Raw genomic sequence first — 19,764 nt, forward strand, 5'->3', positions numbered from 1 at the left:
AAAAGCAAATTTTTCCCATAAAAGAAAAATTTGCTACAACGCCTTATAAATCAAAGGGTTACGAGAAATTTAGGTACCCAAATGTCATATAGGCCGAATTTCGGTTACGAGTATAAGGCGACCCGTTATGAAGGCATGACGATTGAAGGTGACGGCATTTCGCTCGACGCAGATACCAAGATTGGCGGATGTATCGCTCCGAATCTCGCTTTACATGCGACCATTACGGAGGTTCAGAATTTTGCCTCGCTTGAACTCCATGATGATGATGGGAAAAAGGTGGACGAAAGCAACGATACCGAAAGTTTGCTTTTGTTCGGTATAGGTGTCACCTATTATCTGCCGAGCAATGTGTTTTTCACCGGAAGCATAGGCCTCGCGGATTTTACCATTACCCAGCCGGGTAGCAATTCCGGAGGATCTTCCAAAGCGGGGTTTGGTTTCCAGGCTGGTATAGGTAAGGAATGGTGGGCTGGCGATGAGTGGGGAATGGGCGTCCTGGGAACGTTCACCTACGGGAGCGCTGACGACAAGGACGATATCGGCGAAATGTCCGCATATGCCGTGAGCGTCAAGTTCACATTGACGTTTAACTGATTTGAGATTAGGGAGGGCATACACACGGCTAGCTTTCCCTAAGACCCTCCCGACGCGCGCACCTTCGGTGCGCTATTTTATTTTCCAGTCTAATGTCTGGCCGGCGGCGAGGGGGACGACGCCGTTCACGAGGGGCGGGACGGTCCACTTTTCCTGCACGACTTCGACCTGCTTGGTGGTCCGTGGGAGTCCGTAGAAATCGGCTCCGAAACCGGCGATAAAATCGGGCAGCTTGTCGAGGTGGCCGGCCCGGTCAAATTCTTGGACCAGCAGGGGGAGGGCCACCGGGGCGCTGTAGACGCCCGCCGCCCCGCACGGGCATTCCTTTTTGCCCTGCTGGTGCGGGGCGGAGTCCGTGCCGAGGAAAAACTTCGGGTTGCCGCTGAAGGCGGCCTCGCGAATGGCGGCACGGTCTTCAGGCCGCTTCGGGAGCGGCTTGCAGAAGTGGTGCGGCCTGAGGGCGTCGCCTACGATGTCATCGAGAGTCATCATCAGGTGGTGAACCGTGAACGTCGCCGCCACATTTGCGGGCAGCCGCTTCACCGCCTCGACCGACTTTGCGGAACTCAGGTGCTCAAAGACGATTTTCAATTTCGGGAACTTAGCCGCAAGTGTCTCTACGCGCTTGATGAATGCGGGCTCGCGGTCCAGGCAGAATTCTCCGGGCTCCTCGCCGTGCACGCAAAGCACGAGCCCGAGTTTTTCCATCATCGCGACTACCGGGAAAACCGCCTCGAAATCGCTGATGCCGTCTGCGCTGTTCGTGGTGACGCCCGCGGGGTAGTACTTTCCGGCGACGACGCCTACCGCCATCATGTCCTTCAAATCCTGCTCCGTGTAGTTCGGGTTCAGCTTGAAGGTCATCAGCGGTTCAAAATCGGGCCGCACGTCCTTTGCCGCTTCTAGAATTTGTTTCTTGTACTCGCTTATCGCCTTCGCGCTGGTCATCGCGGGTACGGTGTTCGGCATGATGATGGCGCGGCCAAACTGGCTCGCTAAGTCTCGCACATATCCGGGCATGAGTTCGCCCTGGCGCAGGTGTGCATGAAAATCGTCGGGTAAAGGAAGATGCATACTTTACAAACTCTTATTGATTATGGCACAGAAATTAAATGTGTGATGTGTAATGTGGAATGTGTGATGATTAATTTCTCATTTGTCATTTCACATTTCACATTTTTTTATCCACTGGTCCGCAAGTCGCGGAAGAGTTCCTTCGAAATAGCCGTATCGCTGTGTAGCCACTCGTCAAAGTAACGCGGTTCGGTCAACTGCTTGTGCGTGAGGAAGGTTATCTTGCAGTTCAGTTCCTTGGCCACCATGAGGTTGTGCGTCACGATGATGATGGTCGTCTTGAACAGCGTACGCATGTTGTCGATAAGCGGGAGCAGGTTGCGGCGGTTGTAGTTGTCGAGACCTGCGGTCGGTTCGTCCATCAGCAGTAACTGCGGGCCCATCGCCCAGCTGCGGGCAATCGCCACACGCTTCTGCATGCCCACGCTCAGCATGTGCGGGAAAAAGTCGGCATAGTCGCGCACACGCATCAGGTCCATTGCCATGCGGACCTTGTCCTCGATCTCGGTGGCGGTACCGACCTTGTGGTAGCGCAGCGGGAGCGCGATGTTGTCGCGCACGCGCAGGTTTGAGATGAGTGCCCCGTTCTGGAACACGAGCCCCACCTGGCGCTTGGCGATGTTCAGTGCGGTAAGCCTTTCGGGCGGAATGTATTCGCCGAAGATATACATCTTGCCGGCATTGGGGCGTGCAAGCCCAGAAATCACGCGGAGCAGTGCGCTCTTGCCCTGGCCCGAACCGCCGCCGATGCAGATGGTCTCGCCCTTCTGCACGACAAGGTTTGCGCCCGAGATAAGTTCCTGCTCGCCCGGCTGTATGCCCGATTCGAAGAACCCCAGCGGTCTCGGTTTCGAGATCGAGGTGCCGACCAATCCCCGGTAGGAAAGGTGCAGGTCTTCGAGTCTGAGGGCTTCGTTATACATTAGATGATCTTCGAGATTTCGTTAAAGTAATCGATAAAGTAGAACAGTGACAGGAACACGTCGGCACAGACAATGTAGAAGAAGGACTTGATGACGGACCTGCCGGTAGCCTTCGGCACCTGGCGAATGTCGCGCGGGATATTCATGGCCTGGTAGCAGGCGTTCGTGGTAATGATGCAGCCGAACACGATTGGCTTGACGACGATGAAGATAAAGTCCGTGAATGTCAGGGCTTTCAGGATTTCGGTAGAAAGGTAGTCCCAGGTGAGCTGGAGGTTGAGCGCGTTTCCGGTAAGGGCTATGGCGATTTTCGTCATGAGGTAACCCGCACAGATGGCACTCGTGCTGAACACGATGTTCATGATGAATGTGGCGATGGCGCTTCCGATGAGCCCCGGCATCACGAGGTAGCGCACGGGGTCCACGCCCATCGTGGCAAGCGCGTCCACTTCGGAATTGATGACCATGCCGCCGATGTAGGTGGTGAGCGATGAACCACTACGGCCTGCGATGAGGAATGCCGTGAGGATTGGTCCCAGCTCGCGGATGATGACCACCACCATGAGCCCGCCGACCACGTCGTCGAACCCCATCTTGCCCATCATGGTAATGACTTCGATGATGACGACCGTGCCGAAGAGGGTGGCCACCACAAAAAGAATCGGGAAAAATTCGACACCGGTAAAGAACGTCTGCAATATGATGTTGCGCGAGTCGGTCTTGAAACTACGGCTCTTGTTGAACAGCGACATGATGGCGCGGACAAATAACGCGATTTCTTGCCCCACGGGTCTGCGGAGCAGGAACAAACCCAAGGCGTGGAACTTTCGTCCCACGAGGGTAAGCTTCTTATCGTTCGTCTGTACTTCCATCTACAATGTTCGTCCCGTTTATCGCACTCAGTATGTCTTGCCAGAGCGTTGCAATCCCGTGTCCCTTGACGGCACTTACGCAGAGGGGCTTCTCGGGTAGGGAAAGGCGTTCCTGAATCTGCCTCAGCCCTTTGGCCAGTTCCGACTGGTTTACCTTGTCCCGCTTGCTGGCAATCACCAGCACCGGGCAGCCCGTATTACGGATGCTCTCCACCGTCTCGATGTCGGTGGGGGTGCCTCCGTGGCGTATGTCCACCAGGTACACAAGTCCGCGCAGGTCCTTGCACTTTTCCACGTACTCGCGGATAAATTCGGACATCTGGTCGCGCTTCGCGTTGCTCACCTTGGCAAAGCCTACACCAGGTAAATCTACAAGAAAAAACTGGTTGTTGACTTTGAAGAAATTGATTTCGCGGGTCTTTCCGGGGGTAGAACTGACCTTGACCAGCTTTTTTTGCCCCATGAGGGCGTTCATGAGCGATGACTTGCCCACGTTGGAGCGCCCGAGGAAGGCTACCATCGGGAGCCGTTCTTCGGGGAGGCCCTTGAGGCTGACTGCCGCCTTCACGAATTCTGCGGAGGTGACGGTGAAATCGCCGAACTTTACCGGGTTCACAGGCTTACCCTCCCTTCGAAGGCGCGGAGCATGGTTACCTCGTCCACGAACTCGAGGTCGCTGCCCATCGGGATACCGCGGGCGAGGCGCGTACGCTTGACGTTCGTGCCGGCGAGCATGCGGTCTATCATGAGCGATGTGCTGTCGGCCTCCGGGCTAGACCCGAGGGCAAGTACCAGTTCCTCGATGCCCTCGTCCTTGATGCGCGCTACCAGTTGGGGCAGGTGCAGGCTTTCGGGCCCGATTCCATCCAGCGGGGAAATCACGCCGCCGAGCACGAAGTACAGGCCCTTGAATACGCCCGAACGTTCGAACGGCATGATGTCTGAACTTTTTTCCACCACGCAGAGCGACTTGGCTCCTGCGCGCGATGTGCAGGTGGAGCACGTGTCAAGGTCGGTGAACGCGTGGCACTTGGGGCAGGGGTGCACCCTGTCGGCCGCGTTGGTGAGGCTCGTGGCAAAGCGCTCCACGTCGGCCTTCGGTTTGGAAAGTACGTGATAGGCGAGGCGGCGGGCGGTCTTGTGCCCGATACCCGGCAGGTTCGAAAACTCTGCGATCAATGCCTCGAGGCTTTCCGGTTCAACGCTCATGGGCCCACGTATACGCGTCGTTCACACAACGGTTCAACAAGGTGGAAGAAATTTTCAAGTCCTTCAGGAGTACGAGAATCTTCTGCTGGTCGTCCTGCTCGACGGCGTCGGCAAGCTGGAGCAGTTTGCCCAGGCGGCCGGAACGCTGGAGCAGCGCCTCGCGGATGTCCTCGTCTGCGCCGGATTCGGTAAGGATGCTTTCGAGCGGGGCTCCGACGAGTGCGTCCATGCGGCTGATGAGCCCGACCATGAATGCCTTTGCGGGCAGGTCGTTGTCGGTGCCGCTCACCACGCGGGCCAGTATCTCGAGGAACTTCGCGCGGTGGCTTGCATTCTGGAACAGCGGAGAACTCTGTGGCGTCATGCCCATCTCGGGGCGGGCGTACAGCATGAGCATCAGCCATTCCTGGATGTTCCGCATGCCGATCCACACGATGGCGTCGCGCACGTTCGCGATGTTCTGGCTCCTGAACTGCGCATCGGAGTTCACGAAGCGGAGCAGGTTTGCGGCCACGTCGCCGTATTCCGAGAGGCACTCGCACAGTTCGTCGAGGCTCGGGTGCGTACGGAGCAGGAGCAATATGCGGAGAATTGCCGCGGAGGTCGCGTCAATCTTCTTTCCGGTCACGAGTTCGGGCTTTGCGAAGAAGAACCCCTGGAAGTAGTCGTACCCTGCGGCGAGGCACTTCTTGAAGCTCGCCTTCGTCTCCACCTTCTCGGCGAGAATCTTGATGTTCTTCGCCTTGAAGAACGCGGCGGCCCGCGCCATGTCGTCGTCGCTGTTTTCCACCAGGTCCATCTTCACGTACGAGATGAACGGATAGAGCGGGGCGCAGCGCTTGAGGAACTCGTCATTGAAGATGAAGTCGTCGAGCGCGATTTCGAACCCGCGGGCGTGGTAGTGCGCGACGGCCTTCACGAGGGCGTCGTCGACTTCCACGTCTTCGAGAACCTCGAGCACAAAGCAGCGCGGGTTCAAGAGCCCGAACAGGTTGTCGAGCAGCATGTCGCGGCTGCAGTTCACAAAAGCCTTGTGGTCGCCGATGAGCTTCGGGAGGCCGATGTTGTTGAGCACGTTCTCGAGGACCTGCGCAGTCGCAAGCATGTCGCTCGCGATAACCGCGGTATCGCTCGTGGGCGAGTCGCGGAACAGAAGTTCGTAGGCGAAAATCTTCCCGTCCCGGTCGAGGATGGGCTGGCGTGCTAGGTAGGCAAGAGAATGCATACTAGATTCGTGCGCTCTTGATACCGAACAGGAGGATACTGCGGGCGCCAGCGTCCCAGAGCTTGTCCATGATGGAGTTCGCCTCTTCTTGCGGGACCATCGCCTTCACGGAGTACCATTCGCGGCCGTGCAGCTTGGTCACGGTCGGGGCGTCGAGCCCGGGCGTGAGTTCGCATGCCTTCTGCAGGAGTTCTGCGGGGCAGTCGTACTCGATCATCATGTACGACTGGGCCACGAGCTTGCCCTCGATGCGGCGGATAAGCGTGTTGACTTCTTCGAGCTCGGTCTTCTGCGGGTTGCAGAACAGGGCGGCGTTGCTCCTGAACAGCGGGTCGCCCACGATGCGGAGCCCTGCCTGCTTGAGGGTCGTGCCGGTTTCCACCACGTCGACGATGGCGTCTGCCACGCCGAGGCTCACGGAGATTTCAACGGCGCCCTCGAGCACCACGAAATCCATAGGCTTCTTGTAGAAACCTTCCACGATGTTCGGGAAACTGGTGGCGATGGTCTTGTCCTTCAGTTCGTCGAGGCTCTGCACCGGGCTTTCGTTCGGGACGGCGGCGCACATCTTGGAGGCTCCGAAGGGGAGGTCCAGAACCTTCACCGCGGGGCTCTTCGCTTCGGCGTTGAAGTCGATGCCGGTGATGCCCGCATCGATGATGCCACGGCCCACGTACATCGGGATGTCGCTCGGGCGGAGGAAGAAGAATTCGATTCCGTTCTTGGTATCGAGCTGAGTCAGAGTCTTGTAGGGCTTGGATGCCTTGTAGCCGCAGGCTTTCAGGAGTTCCTGCGTGGGTTCGAAAAGCATGCCCTTGTTCGGGAGAGCTACCTTGATCATAGTTTGGCGTACACCTCTTCGAGAGTTAAGCCCTTTTCGGCCATCATCACGGCCACGTAGTAGAGCACCTGCGAAAGTTCGAGGCACTGCGCGTCGCGGCTTTCGAAGCGTGCGGCCTGCCAGCTTTCGGCGGCTTCTTCCACGAGCTTCTTGCCGATGGCGTGCGGACCCTTCTTGAACAGTTCCGTGGTTCCCTTGCCTTCGGGCATTTCCTTCTTGCGCTGGCAAGCCAGTGCGTACATTTCTTCGAACGTCATGATAGACCTCTTTTATGTTTTCTTTTTTCGCGGTAAAAGATAGTTTTTTAGAAGGGGTGCGAAGGCTGCACGGGCCGAAAATCAAGTTATATTTTGAGCGTGAATAAACGAAACAACAAGAGATTTATCGGTATTGCGGTTGCGGCTTGCGTGGTTGCGGCGGTTGTCTTTGCGGTGCTATGCGCTCGGGGGGCTTCCGCCGACGAAGAACCGCACGAGACCAGGCCGCTTTTCGATGTGCTCGACAGCGCGAACATGATGCTCGTGACCCCGGTGGGGCTTGGCGAACACGCGAAGGGCAGGGTGATTAGCGGGCGCATCTACCAGAACTTTGTTCAGCTGCTGCGCCTTGCCGATGCGAAGGAAACGCTTCTCGATACCTTCCATACGGAATGTGCGACGGGTGTGCGCATACAGCTCTTTCATGATACTTTGTCTGTAGCGGAACTGCGTGTTGCCGACAAAATCGGGCGTGTCGGAGACGATATCGGCGTGTGGGAACCCGAGAAACCTGCCACCATGAAGAAAATCAACCAGTTCATGCGCAATCAGGGCGTGAGCTTCAGACCCTGCGCTATCAAGGATTCTTCCACGGATGTGTCGGGTGTGCTGGAAAGCATGATCCTTGAACAGGATACCGCTATCAGGACGCCGCTCTATGAAATTGCCAAGAATGCGGATCGTGCGGAAATCAGCTGGGGATTGTCCTGCACTCGCCCCAGGACAACGGAATTGACGGAGGAACAGCTTCAAGAGTTTATTTCGCTTTTGCAAAATACCAAGAGGGAATCTTTTTCCGGGGGCTGCCTTTGCCTGCCCCGTGTTACGGTCAGGATGTTTCGTGATTCCGTGGAAATCCTGTACCTGGAAAACTTCGGTGATGGCAAAGGTCTCGAAAAGCACCTTCTCGAAAGCGACTTCGGTGCAGGGGGCTTTTGGGAATCCTCGAATCCGCAGGCGGTCAAGGCGTTCTTTGACCGCCTGAAGAAACAGGTGAAGGACTGCAGGCAAAAGCCGGAGATTCCGGTAGAGCGCCCGGTGCTCATTTTAAATCGCTGACGGACGAATCCTTAAACCCGCAGGCGCTCCGGGCACTCTTTGACCGCATCAGGGCCCCGCTGGAAGAAGCGGAGCGGGGAAAACTCCCGATAGAGACGCCAGTACTGATACTAAAGTGAACCCTACCGAATTCGCAGCTTCTTCTGCTGGTAAATGGACTGCCCGCCGTTGCAGGTGTAAGCCGCTACGCAAACGACAAAGAATGCGGGGAGCATGTCGAACCCGAAAACTTCTGCGCCGATGAGCATCGGGGCAAAGAGCGTGTTGGTCGCAGCCCCGAACACGGCGGCGTACCCGAGTGCCGCGGCAAGCGGGAGCGGGATGCCGACCATTGTCGCGACAAATGTGCCGAATGTCGCCCCGATGGCGAATAGCGGGGTGACCTCGCCGCCCTTGAACCCGACGGCGATGGTCAAAATCGTGAGCGCGAATTTCAGGAACCAGTCAAACGCGTAGATGCCGTTTGTCGCATTCGCCGCAGAACCGGAGAAAATCATGTCGATGAGGTTCGTGCCGAGGCCTGCGTAGCGCCCCTGGAAGAATACGAGAAGCAAAACGCTTATCGCGATGCCCCCGATGGCGATTCGCTTGATGGGGTTAGGGAACTTCTTGCCGAAAAACGATTTCGCGAGCGAGAGAACCTTGGCAAACCCGCCGCCCACAATCCCGAATAGCGCGCCGAGGATTGCAAGTCTCAGAATGATGTTGATATCCAGCCCGTAATCGTTCCAGATGAGCCTCGTGATATCGTCCGGGAATATGCCGTTCATCGTGATGGCCATACCCTCGCCGAACATCTGCGAAACCTTGCAGGCGGCGAACGCGGCGACTGCCGCGGGCAAGAGCGCCGCCAGTTCCAGATGGCCAGCGAGCAGTACTTCGAGGGCGAGCGCTATTGCCGCGAGCGGGGTCTGGAAGAGCCCCGCGAAGCCCGCCGCCATGCCTGCGACAAGCAATACGCGGTTCGCGTTCTCGAAATGGAACTTTGTGCTGATGTTGTGCCCGAGAGTGGCGCCAATCTGCATCGCGACGCCTTCGCGGCCGGCACTGCCCCCGAACAGGTGAGTGAGCCACGTGCCCGCCATCACCATCGGAATCAAGCGGAGCGGAATCTTGTCTTCCTTGCCATGGGCGACCGCGAACACCATGTCCATCCCGCGTTCGGTTCCCTTGCCGAACTTCTTGTATGCAAATGCAATCAATACACCTGCAATTGCGAGTGCCGGAATCCAGTAAAGCGGGTGCGCATCGCGCAGATTGCTGAGATAAAGCAGCCCTGACCCGAAAAATGCGGTAAGCACGCCCACGATGGCACCGAGCACGAGGGCCACCGCCGTAAGGATGGGCGTGGAAAGCCATTTTTGAACAAATTCGCGTGTTTTCGCCTTCATCTGTTCCTTCGCCATCTTCATCATCTGCTCCTTCATCTCGGGAGACATGCCGGCGAATTGTTCCTTGAACTGGTTATACTTTCCAAAATCCCTAAAATTCATGGGTAGACCTCAATTGCGTGTGCAATTTAAAAATTTCGCCTATCTCAAATAATCAAAATTTTATAATTTGTACTACAAAAGGAGGACTTGTGAAAAAGTATCTGTTGCCGTCACTGCTCGTGGCACTTCTCTCTCTTTCTTGTTCAGATGAATCCAGTACCCCTGGGTCTCTTGATTTTCCCGAAGAACTCGACCCCTCCAAGGAAGCCTCTAAGGACACTCTCAAGGAAGGCGCTCTCGTGACGATTCTTGCAGGGAATGTGCAAGGGGAATCGCTCAAGGAAGCAAGTGCTGTGCTGTTTGAGCTTGATAAAAATCTGGTCCAGACGGGGACTGCCATGATGGGGATGCTTGACTCCAAAGACCATTACTCGGTTTCCACTACCGGCTTCACTTCCCCGTATGCAGAACTCATCGTGTCCGGCAAGTCCGTGCAGCCCTGTTCCGGCAAGGAAGTTGATTCCAAGATATCGGTCATTGTCGACCTGTCCAAGGATTCTACCGTAAACTTGAACCTGTTCTCTTACTTTTTTTCGGAACGGTTGAAGGAACTCGTGAAGAACGGAAATATGGAAATTTCGAAGGCCTGGGAACAGGCAGAAAAGGAAATGCGTACGCTCTTTGCCTTGCCCGAAGGTGACGCGGCTCTTGAAGCGTTTGCCGCCTCTGCGCTTATGGATCGTCTTGGAGAAAGGGCTATCGCGAAGAGCGCTCCTCAGTGGCGCAGCGAACTTGCCGAAACCTTCTCGCATGGTGGTGATTTTACCAAGAACGATACTATCCGCGTTATTGGCGGGGTTGCTCTCTTCTATGACATTTCTGCAGGCGAACTGGATTGGTGCCGCGACATCAAGAATAAAGTCTTTGAAAAAAAGGCGGTCCAGGCCTACATGCACACCCTTTGGCTTTCGATACTTGACGCGGAAGAATGTACGGAAGAACGGCAGGGCGAAATCCACCCGGTATTTGACCCGAAGAAATCGCTCACTTACGTGCAGGAGAGTTTTCCCGTCTATAAGTGTGACTCGGGAGCGTGGCACTATGCGTTCGGTTACGAGAGGATGAATGTTACGGATACGGCTGGTCGGGTCGACGGGGACTATCTCAGGCGGGAGGGCTACTCCTATGTCTATGACGAGGTAACAGGATGGCGGTATGCGGATCCTTCCGAGGACCAGTACAAGTCCGGTTGCACAAAGTCCCGCGAAGGGATTTACCTTTCGACTGCGGTATGCATGGGCGGGAGTTGGGTCTCGGTTCCCGAATCGACTTCGGATACCCAAGGTCTTGAATGCGTCGCGGATGACTCGCTGGTCTATGGCCGGTTTACACATGCGGCTTATGTGTGTGAAGGCGGTTCTTTTTACAAGGTTACGGAAATGGACGAGAAGCTTGGCCGCTACTGCACCAAGAAGACTCTCGGCGATACCGCGTATGCCGGGCTCACGCCCTTCCTTTGCAGGGATGACTGGACGCTTATCCCGCCGGATTCCCTGGACGAATGGCTGAAGGATTCCCGTGACGGAAACAGCTACCCGATCGTGCGCATGGGTAGCCAGCGCTGGATGGGCGCGAACCTCAAGTATGTGGATTCGACTGCGAGCCCGAACCTCGCGGGCAATCTCTGGAGGCCTGCGTTCTACTCCTGGACTGCGGCGATGGACCTGCCCGAAGGCACAGACCCTGCTACATACGAGTTCACGTTGCCGCACAGGGGCATTTGCCCCGAGGGATGGCACATGCCTACCAAGGCGGAATGGGATTCCCTCTTCGCGTTTGCCAAAGAGTTTGGCCCGCAGGGCAAGCTCGCGCATAGCCTGATGGGGGGCATCTCGTGGGGCGTCGTGAGCGATGCGATGAAACCCCTGGATACCTTCGGGTTCAACGTTGTCGCTACGGGCCGTCGCGAACTGGACGGAGCGTACAAGAACGACGCGTCGCATGCCTATTTCTGGTTCGTGACTCAGGAAGAGAACAAGTACCAGTACTACTACCTGTGGAACTCGAAGGAAGATGTCTTTGTGGGTAAGTCCGCTGGGCCTGACCTGGGCATAAGCGTACGTTGTGTGGAAGATGCCAAGTAGGGAGGATAGAATATGAAGAAGAGTTTCTTTGCGCGTATTAGTTTGTCGCTTGCCACTGCGGTGGCGCTTTCCGCCTGTTCCGGCGATTCTGCTTCCACGAAGGTTCTCGACAATCCCGAGACTCCCGAGAATCCAGATAATCCGGAAAAGACTTCGTTCTACGCCGGATCTGTCAGTGGCAGCGTCGAAGGCGAAAAGTACCTTGATAGTGCGAAGGTGGAATTGTTTGAACTTTCGGACGACATGGAACGGACTGGCAAGTCGGTTACCGGAAGTATCGATGCCGCGGGGAAATACATGGTCGTTGCAGATTCGTTCACCTCCCCGTATGCGGAGATTATCATATCCGGGATGGCCAAGTGGCCCTGTATGCGGCGTGAATACAAGTCGTCGATTTCTAGCGTTGTCGATCTCGCGAAGGATTCTTCCGTGAACCTGAACATGTTTACCGACCTCGCATCCGCGAAGGCGAAAAAGCTCGTGAAGGACAAGGGCGAGACTTTTGCGGAAGCCTGGGAACAGGCGGAGAAGGACGTGCGCAAGTGGTTCGCGCTTGGGAACGATAGCCCGTCGCTCAAGTCCCTCCACATTGACGGCAGCAACCGCTCGGTGGAACTGCTTACGGCAACGGTGTTGCTCGAGAAATTTTTCCCGACAACAACTGCGCTGGACTTTGGCGAAATCCGCCAGGGCGCATCTAGCCTCTTTGCAACGTTGGACAACCTTTCGGATGACGAGATTTTCTATTCGCTAGGGTTCCTCGCGTATGCGATTGACTTGGATTATGGTCGCGGTCAATGGTGTATGGATGGGTCGGATTTCTATCCGGAATCTAGCGAATTCCGGACGTATGCGCACTTGCTCTGGCTGTCTCTCATGGGCGAAACGGAATGTTCCGTCGACTTGAAGGATTCCGTGCACAAAACAAAATTTGCCGTAACTAATTCTGCCGTGCGAGTGCCGAAGTATTACACCTGCGATGGCACAAAGTGGAAATTTGCCGGGATAGAAAGCATGCCGCTGCGTTACCCCGATGCCGAGGACGGCCTGTTCGTGTACGACGAACTTGGTAAGGCATACGTGTTCGACAAGGAATCTGGCTGGCGCTATGTTACAAAGGCGGAACTCGACCTGGAAGTGGGTTGTATCAAGTCCCGCAAGGGCAAGATTGAAGACGCGTATTTCTGCTCTGACTCCGGCTGGGTAAAAATGCCCAAGCTCGACCAGAATCTCGGAGCCTTCTGCAACAGCGATACCCGCGGCGATACCGTGCCCGTCGGGTATTCTTCCTTCGTTTGCGACAGTGCCTGGAAGGTCTTCCCTGCCGACACGCTGGATGAATGGGTCGAGGACCCGCGCGACGGCAAGTCGTACCTGATTGTACCCATGGGGAGCCAGCGCTGGATGGGCGCGAACCTCAGGTACAGGGATTCCGTAAAGACGCCGAACCTGGCCGGCAACACCTGGTGCTTCGAGAACTGGGAATCGTACTGCTCCGGGCCCTACGGCGTGCTGTATTCCTGGACTGCGGCGATGGACTTGCCCGATGACATCAAGGCCGATACCGTGAAACTCAAGCTGCCGCACAGGGGTATTTGCCCCGAGGGCTGGCACGTGCCCTCCAAGGCGGACTGGGACACGCTTTTTGCCTTTGTCGAGAAGTACGGCCCCGAAGGGAAACTCGCCCTCACGTTGATGGGCAAAAAGGACTGGGCCGGCGGTGCGCATACGCCGACGCTGAACACGTTCGGGTTTGATGCGCTCCCGTCGGGCCGTCGCAAGGTGGACGGAACTTACGAGGGTGAATACCGGAATGCCTATTTCTGGTACACTGCCGAAACATTCAAGAAACTGCCGTATTACTACATGACATACGCTGAGCCCGATATCGGTGAAAGTTCGTTCGGCGATACGGACTGGGGTGCCGCTGTGCGTTGTGTGGAAGATGCGAAGTAGGTGAGGTGCATGATGAATTTGCAGAACAGGATTTTGCCGCTTGTGGCCGCGATGTTGCTTTGTCTGGTGGCCTGCTCAAAGTCGGGCGACGTGACCTCCGAAATCGACGACCCGAACAAGGATGCAGACAAGCAGGTGTCCGAGCAGGTGCCCGCCCGTAGCATCAGGGCTTGGTCCGAACTTTCTTTTTCGGGCCAGACGGCCTCGGTGCATGTCTTGGAACTGGATTCCCTGCTGAACGAGACGGGGCGAGAATTCAGTATGGAGAAGGAAGAGGGTAAGGGATTTTTTGTCGATTCCATCCTGCTGAGGGGGGACTATGCCTTACTGCGTTCCGAGAATTTCGAGATTCGGTACATCCGTGTACCCGGTGCGGAATACAAGTCCGACAGGAAGCTGTCCTTCGACATACTGGTAGACCTTTCGGATACGGTACCGGCGTTCATATCGCTTGCGGGGCATTTCGTGACCGGTCGTGCGCGTTTCCTCGTGGCGCAGGGCGTTTCTCCCGATTCTGCGGTGAGGCTCGCGAATACTGAACTGCTCAACGTGTTCTCTTTCGTTTCTGATTCCGTAGGGGACGAATCGATTCTGTCGTCCGCAAATTATTCCGATGCGAATGAAGCGGCGTATGTCATCCAGAAGGCCTTTGAACCGTTCATTCCGGCGGAAATGTACGACGACGTGAAGTCTGCGTTCGAAGAAGCCTTTTTCTCGACAGGCTCTTTCACGTATTTCGACGTGTTTACCGGCGCTGCGGACAATCTTGCAGATTCCTCCCTGCACAGCTCGTTTATTTACGGTTACGATGACGGAACAATAGAAAAGCGCGTTGTCGCCGGGGAAATTTTTAGGCGGCAGTTCTTCGCGAAGATCCTCGGCCTGGGGGCCTGCAAAAAGGACAACCTTTGTGAAATCAGGACGCTGAAGGATTCCCTGAGTAGGTTCGACGGTGGCGAGTTCGTCTGCGATTCGCTCGGCTGGCACATTTCTTCGAACCTGCTGCGCAATACCTGCAGTTACGGACCCGCGAAAGGCTACGAAATGCGCAGGGGTGCGCTCGATACCACCGAGTGGTTCTATTATCACGATTTTTTCGAGAGGTGGCAGGAATGCGATGAAATAGAAAGCGTCATAGGCATGTGCTATGAGGAACGTGAGGGCGAATACGGAGCCATAAACGACAGTGCCTTCTACTATTGCTATAACCGCTTGTGGCTGGATGTCCCGCGTGACGAGTACTACGCGAATTTTATCAAGTGCGATTCTGCCGAGAGGTACATCACGTTTGCGAGCGATTCCACGACTCCCTTCTACTGCGAGTACGGTACCCTGCGTTCCTTGACGGATGCTGAACGCACCTTGTATTACAACACGAACGGCCTCAAGTGCGATACCGTGCCCGACTTGATGCTGGGTAACGATTCCGTGACCAAGTATGTGTGCGATGCGGGCCACCTGCGCACTGTAACTGACCTGGAGGTGAAGGCGAATCGCGGCTGCACGAGTTACAACTACGACGAAATCGCGAAGATTGAATACTCGATCTACCGTTGCCGTGGGCAGTGGAAGTACTACAAGGATTCGCTCTACCGCGATACGGTTACCGATGCTCGTGACGGGCAGAAGTACCCGCTTATCGGCATGGGCGCGCAGCTCTGGTTTGCGGCGAACCTGAATTATGCGACCGACAGTAGCTGGTGCTTTAACGAGTCGGCTGAAAATTGCGACAAGTATGGTCGCCTGTACCGCCTGGCCGAAGCCGCTGCTGTCAAGGAGGATTCTCTGCTGTGCCCCAAGGGGTTCCATGTGCCGGACAAGGACGAGTTCGAGGCGTTCACTGATTTTGTGTCGCAGTGGCGCCCTTCGGGCGAATCGCTTTCTCCGGTGCTTAAGAGCAAGGCTTCCGGTGGCAATGACTACTTCGGGTTTAACGCGGTGATTCCGGGTTCGCTGGGCTCGGAAGGCTATGCCGGTGGAGCCTTGTACATGTGTTCGAAGGGGCTGCCTACGGCGAATTCCGTGCGCCGCTGGCGCCTGGCTACGGACCTCTCTTTCACCTACGACACAGTATCGAAAACAGCAACCTGCTATATCCGCTGCCTAAGCGATTAGGGGGGGTGTTAGACTAGGGAGGACATACGCACGGCTAGTCCTCCCTAAGACCCTCCTGACGCGCGCATAATAACCTTGAATAGGGAGGAGTGGTTTGGGTGGGGTTATTATACGCACGGGCACACCTTCGGTGTGCCTGGATTTTAAAAGAATTGCGGGAAGGGAATGTTTTACATAAAATGTAAAAGAAAGAGATGTATTTTACATAAAATGTAAAACATGCTGATGCTCTATTTTCATTTATTTTCCGAGAAATTGGCGATTTTTATAAAATTTCGCAATTTTTAACAAATTTTGTAAAAATGGCACGTTCTTTGCATTATAGGGGCAAAAATAGTGTAAAAGGACGTCTTTATGGAATTTTCAAAGTGGACCGGGCTGGGCAACGATTTCGTGCTGCTGGAGCCGGGTCAGAAGGTAGAGTTCGGGCCCGCATTTGAGAGTGAGGTCGTTCGCCTCTGTGACCGCCGTTTTGGCATAGGTGCCGATGGTGTGGTTATCGTGACGCCGATGGATGCCGAGGGTTGCCTGGTGCTTGGCGATGCGGGTGTCGGCGCAAACGTGGGGCCGGCATCCGGTTCCGTTCCGAACGGCGTGGATTTCGAGATGCGCATATTCAATGCCGACGGTTCGGAGGCGGCGATGTGCGGTAACGCTACCCGCTGTGTCGCGAAGTTCATCGTGAGCCGCGGGCTTGCAAAGCCGGGTCAGAAAGTTTTCAACCTGCACACCAGGAGCGGGCTCGTGAAGCCTGCGCTCCTGGACGATGGCCGCGTGTGCGTCGACATGGGAAACCCGAGGGATTTTCTCGGGAGTATCAAGCTTACGGCGGACTGCTATGACTTTACCGCGGAGACGGTTTCGATGGGGAACCCGCACGCGGTTATTTTCGTGGATGACATCGAGAAGATTCAGCTGGAAGACTGGGGGCGCGTGCTCGAATGCGACAGGCAGTTCCCGGACCGCTGCAACATTGAATTCGCGCAGGTTTTGCCAGCAGTTCAGGGGGCGCCCACCCAAATCCGCATGCGGGTTTGGGAACGGGGTTGCGGCGTCACCATGGCCTGTGGAACCGGGAGCTGCGCAACTCTCGTTGCGGCCCAGCGCACGGGCCGCGTGGGCGTAGAAGCCGACGTGATTCTCGATGGCGGAACGCTACACATCAAGCACGAAAACGATGGCCCGGTTCTCATGACCGGCCCCGCCGCAGAGGTTTTCAAGGGAACAATTTGAGTTAACGTGTCATCCTGAGCGAAGGCGCGTAGCGCCGAAGTCGAAGGATCTATTTGAATGGAAAAATTATGAACGAGGCAATCATCAATACAAACTACGACTTGCTGCCTGGTAGCTACTTGTTTTCTACCATCGCAAAGAAAATTTCCGAATACCAGGCAAAGAAGCCCGATGCCGACATCGTGCGCCTGGGTATCGGCGACGTGACTACGCCGCTTATCCCTGAGGTCATCAAGGCCATGCACAAGGCTGTTGACGAGATGGCCGAGAAGGGGAGTTTCCGCGGGTATGGGCCCGAGCAGGGCTACGACTTTTTGCGCCAGGCGATTGTCGCGGGCGAATACACCTCCCGCGGTATCGAGATGGATCCGGACGATATCTTCGTGAGTGACGGTTCCAAGTGCGACGTTGCGAACATCCAGGAACTTTTTACAGAAAATGTAAAAATTGCCATCCCGGACCCTGTCTATCCGGTCTATCTCGACTCGAACGTGATGGCAGGGCGCGCCGGCGTGTTGCAAGATGACGGACATTTTTCTAAGGTCACCTACCTTGCATCGACAGCGGAAAACAACTTCCAGCCCGACCTGCCCAAGAACCCGGTGCAGATGATTTACCTGTGCAGCCCGAACAACCCGACGGGTACGGTGCTCAGCCGCGAGACGCTCCAGAAGTTTGTGGACTACGCGAACGAGAACGGCGCGATAATACTCTTCGACGGTGCCTACAACTGCTATATCCAGGACGAAAGCCTCCCGCATTCCATCTTCGAGATTCCGGGGGCCCGCACCTGCGCCATCGAGTTTAGGAGCTTCAGCAAGACTGCCGGATTTACCGGCGTGCGCTGCGCCTACACGGTAATCCCGCACGAACTTTCCAAGCTCCGCTCCATGTGGAACCGTCGCCAGTGCACCAAGTTCAACGGCGTGAGCTACGTGACCCAGCGTGCAGCCGAGGCCATCTATTCGCCGGTCGGCTGGCAGCAGACGAAGGCCGTTATTGCGGGCTACATGAAGACCGCGGGTGTTATCCGCAAGGAACTTGCCGCGGCGGGCTACACGGTGTTCGGCGGCGAGCATGCCCCGTACATCTGGTGGAAGATTCCTGACGGCGAAAAGTCCTTCGACTTCTTCGACCGCCTGCTTGCCACCTGTGAGGTTGTGGGCACCCCAGGCAGCGGCTTTGGCCCCTGCGGCGAAGGGTATTTCCGCCTGACCGCCTTCGGTGACTACGAACGCACCTGCGAGGCCCTCAAGAGAATCCGGCAAAAATTGTAGGAATTGCTATCTTATGTCACATATGTCAACACCCATAGGTCCAGAAATCTCGGTTATCCAAAAGATTAGCGTTGCGATTATTCACGAACGCAACGTGGAGAAGTTGTTGGAAAACGTTCTTGGTATTCTGGAAACGGAACTCGGCATGTTGCGCGGCACGTTTGCGCTCCTGTTCGGCGACACCCTCAAGATTGAAGCCTCGCGCGGTCTTGACGAATCCGAAAAACAGAAAGGCCTGTACCGCATGGGCGAGGGCATTACGGGCCATGTTGCCGAACGCGGTGTGAGTCACGTGATTCCTGACCTGCGCAAGGATTCCCGCTTCTTGAACCGCACGGGGAGCCGCCATTACGACTTTCAGGTGGCGTTCATCTGCGTGCCGCTCGTTCACGATGGAGAGGTTATCGGAACGCTATCGATCGACCGCCCCGTGGACGGCACGACTGACCTGGACCGCGACGTTGCCCTGCTCGAGATTATCGCGAATATCACGGGCGATGCGGCGAACGAATGCCTCGAGATGCACAAGGAGCACGAGGCCATGCTCGAGGAGAACCGCAAACTCCGCGACATGCTCTCGAACAACCCGGGCGACCTCGTGGGCAACTGCAGCGAGATGCGCCATGTGTACGAGCAGGTGCGCCAGGTGGCCCCGAGCGATGCGACCGTGCTTATCCGTGGCGGTAGCGGTACGGGTAAGGAAATGATTGCCCGCGCGATTGTGAACTTGTCTGCAAGGAAGGATAAGCCTTTTATTACTCTCAACTGCGCGGCTCTTCCGGAAAACCTTGTGGAAAGCGAACTCTTTGGCCACGAGAAGGGCGCGTTTACGGGCGCGGTGAATCGCCGCATTGGCCGTGCCGAAGCGGCAAATGGCGGTACGCTGTTCCTTGACGAAATTGGCGACCTTACGATGCAGACCCAGGTGAAACTCCTGCGTTTTTTGCAGGAACGTACCTTCAGCCGTGTGGGCAGTAACGAGGAACTCCGTTCCGACGTGCGGTTCCTTGCGGCGACAAGCCGTAACCTCGAGGAACTCATCGCGCAGGGCAAGTTCCGCGAAGACTTGTTCTACCGCCTGAACATCTTCCCGATATCGATGCCCGACCTGGCAAAGCGCAAGTCCGATATCATTTTGCTCGCGGAACATTTTATCGAGAAGATGAACCTGCGCTACGGCAAGAAAATCGTGCGTCTTTCTACGACTGCGATTAACCTGCTGATGAGCTACCACTGGCCGGGCAACGTGCGCGAACTCGAAAACTGCATGGAACGTGCTGTACTTACTGCGACGGACGATTGCGTGCACAGTTACAACTTGCCGCCTTCGCTCCAGACGAGCCTGAGTACGGGCAACGTGGCGCGCTTTGGCGAAAAGAACGCGACGCTCGAGGTTCTCATGGAAAACTACGAGCGCGAAATAATTACCGAGGCAATAAAAAGCAACGACGGAAATATTTCCGCCGCTGGCCGTGATCTCGGGGTTTCCCCGCGTATGATGAACTACCGCATGAATAAGCTCGGAATCAAGTCCGGCCGCTAGCGGCTA

At 56.0% G+C, this 19,764-nt stretch carries 17 protein-coding genes; 8 read left to right on the forward strand and 9 right to left on the reverse strand.

Features of this window, described 5'->3' with window-relative positions:
* The first annotated feature begins 81 nt into the window (after positions 1-81).
* Positions 82-597: a hypothetical protein gene (locus BUA44_RS13220; RefSeq protein WP_072812945.1), complete on the forward strand. Its 516-nt coding sequence runs from the start codon at positions 82-84 to the stop codon at positions 595-597.
* Between the two features lie 72 nt (positions 598-669).
* Here BUA44_RS13220 and pyrC read toward each other — a convergent pair whose 3' ends face one another.
* The 8 genes from pyrC to hisE form a co-directional block, all read right to left on the reverse strand.
* The gene (gene pyrC, locus BUA44_RS13225; protein WP_072812947.1) at positions 670-1,671 is read right to left on the reverse strand and encodes a dihydroorotase; all 1,002 of its coding nucleotides are present in this window, start codon (positions 1,669-1,671) and stop codon (positions 670-672) included.
* Positions 1,672-1,778: 107 nt separating this feature from the next.
* Positions 1,779-2,594, reverse strand: coding sequence for an ABC transporter ATP-binding protein (locus BUA44_RS13230; protein WP_072812949.1), 816 nt, complete (start codon positions 2,592-2,594; stop codon positions 1,779-1,781).
* Positions 2,594-3,466, reverse strand: coding sequence for an MlaE family ABC transporter permease (locus BUA44_RS13235; RefSeq protein WP_083579628.1), 873 nt, complete (start codon positions 3,464-3,466; stop codon positions 2,594-2,596). The genes BUA44_RS13230 and BUA44_RS13235 overlap by 1 nt, the downstream gene beginning before the upstream one ends.
* Positions 3,444-4,082, reverse strand: coding sequence for a ribosome biogenesis GTP-binding protein YihA/YsxC (yihA, locus tag BUA44_RS13240; RefSeq protein WP_072812952.1), 639 nt, complete (start codon positions 4,080-4,082; stop codon positions 3,444-3,446). Before yihA ends, BUA44_RS13235 begins: the two co-directional genes overlap by 23 nt.
* Positions 4,079-4,675, reverse strand: coding sequence for a recombination mediator RecR (gene recR / locus BUA44_RS13245; RefSeq protein WP_072812954.1), 597 nt, complete (start codon positions 4,673-4,675; stop codon positions 4,079-4,081). The genes yihA and recR overlap by 4 nt, the downstream gene beginning before the upstream one ends.
* Complete coding sequence (locus tag BUA44_RS13250) at positions 4,665-5,900, reverse strand: EAL and HDOD domain-containing protein (protein WP_072812957.1); 1,236 nt, start codon at positions 5,898-5,900, stop codon at positions 4,665-4,667. Before BUA44_RS13250 ends, recR begins: the two co-directional genes overlap by 11 nt.
* A gap of 1 nt (position 5,901) precedes the next feature.
* Complete coding sequence (gene hisG / locus BUA44_RS13255) at positions 5,902-6,741, reverse strand: ATP phosphoribosyltransferase (protein WP_072812960.1); 840 nt, start codon at positions 6,739-6,741, stop codon at positions 5,902-5,904.
* Complete coding sequence (gene hisE, locus BUA44_RS13260) at positions 6,738-6,998, reverse strand: phosphoribosyl-ATP diphosphatase (RefSeq protein ID WP_072812962.1); 261 nt, start codon at positions 6,996-6,998, stop codon at positions 6,738-6,740. The genes hisG and hisE overlap by 4 nt, the downstream gene beginning before the upstream one ends.
* Positions 6,999-7,097: 99 nt before the next feature.
* Here hisE and BUA44_RS13265 point away from each other — a divergent pair, with 99 nt between their 5' ends.
* Positions 7,098-8,057, forward strand: coding sequence for a hypothetical protein (locus BUA44_RS13265; RefSeq protein ID WP_143152008.1), 960 nt, complete (start codon positions 7,098-7,100; stop codon positions 8,055-8,057).
* 122 nt (positions 8,058-8,179) lie between these two features.
* Here the strand turns inward: BUA44_RS13265 and BUA44_RS13270 are convergent, their stop codons facing one another.
* Positions 8,180-9,550, reverse strand: a complete 1,371-nt coding sequence (locus BUA44_RS13270; RefSeq protein ID WP_143152009.1) for a chloride channel protein — start codon at positions 9,548-9,550, stop codon at positions 8,180-8,182.
* Positions 9,551-9,639: 89 nt separating this feature from the next.
* On the opposite strand from BUA44_RS13270, the gene BUA44_RS13275 reads away from it, so the two are divergent.
* The 6 genes from BUA44_RS13275 (at position 9,640) to BUA44_RS13300 (ending at position 19,758) form a co-directional block, all read left to right on the forward strand.
* Complete coding sequence (locus tag BUA44_RS13275) at positions 9,640-11,634, forward strand: FISUMP domain-containing protein (RefSeq protein WP_143152010.1); 1,995 nt, start codon at positions 9,640-9,642, stop codon at positions 11,632-11,634.
* A gap of 12 nt (positions 11,635-11,646) precedes the next feature.
* Positions 11,647-13,590 (forward strand): FISUMP domain-containing protein, encoded by a 1,944-nt coding sequence (locus BUA44_RS13280; protein WP_072812969.1) that lies wholly within the window; start codon positions 11,647-11,649, stop codon positions 13,588-13,590.
* A gap of 9 nt (positions 13,591-13,599) precedes the next feature.
* Positions 13,600-15,705: an FISUMP domain-containing protein gene (locus BUA44_RS13285; RefSeq protein WP_072812971.1), complete on the forward strand. Its 2,106-nt coding sequence runs from the start codon at positions 13,600-13,602 to the stop codon at positions 15,703-15,705.
* A gap of 354 nt (positions 15,706-16,059) precedes the next feature.
* Positions 16,060-16,938, forward strand: coding sequence for a diaminopimelate epimerase (gene dapF / locus BUA44_RS13290; protein ID WP_072812973.1), 879 nt, complete (start codon positions 16,060-16,062; stop codon positions 16,936-16,938).
* Between the two features lie 68 nt (positions 16,939-17,006).
* Complete coding sequence (locus BUA44_RS13295; RefSeq protein WP_072812976.1) at positions 17,007-18,215, forward strand: LL-diaminopimelate aminotransferase; 1,209 nt, start codon at positions 17,007-17,009, stop codon at positions 18,213-18,215.
* 22 nt (positions 18,216-18,237) lie between these two features.
* A complete protein-coding gene (locus tag BUA44_RS13300) occupies positions 18,238-19,758 on the forward strand; it encodes a sigma 54-interacting transcriptional regulator (protein ID WP_083579629.1) in 1,521 nt (506 codons plus the stop codon).
* Positions 19,759-19,764 lie beyond the last annotated feature (6 nt).

Source organism: Fibrobacter sp. UWR3 (genome assembly GCF_900143055.1).
GTDB lineage: Bacteria > Fibrobacterota > Fibrobacteria > Fibrobacterales > Fibrobacteraceae > Fibrobacter.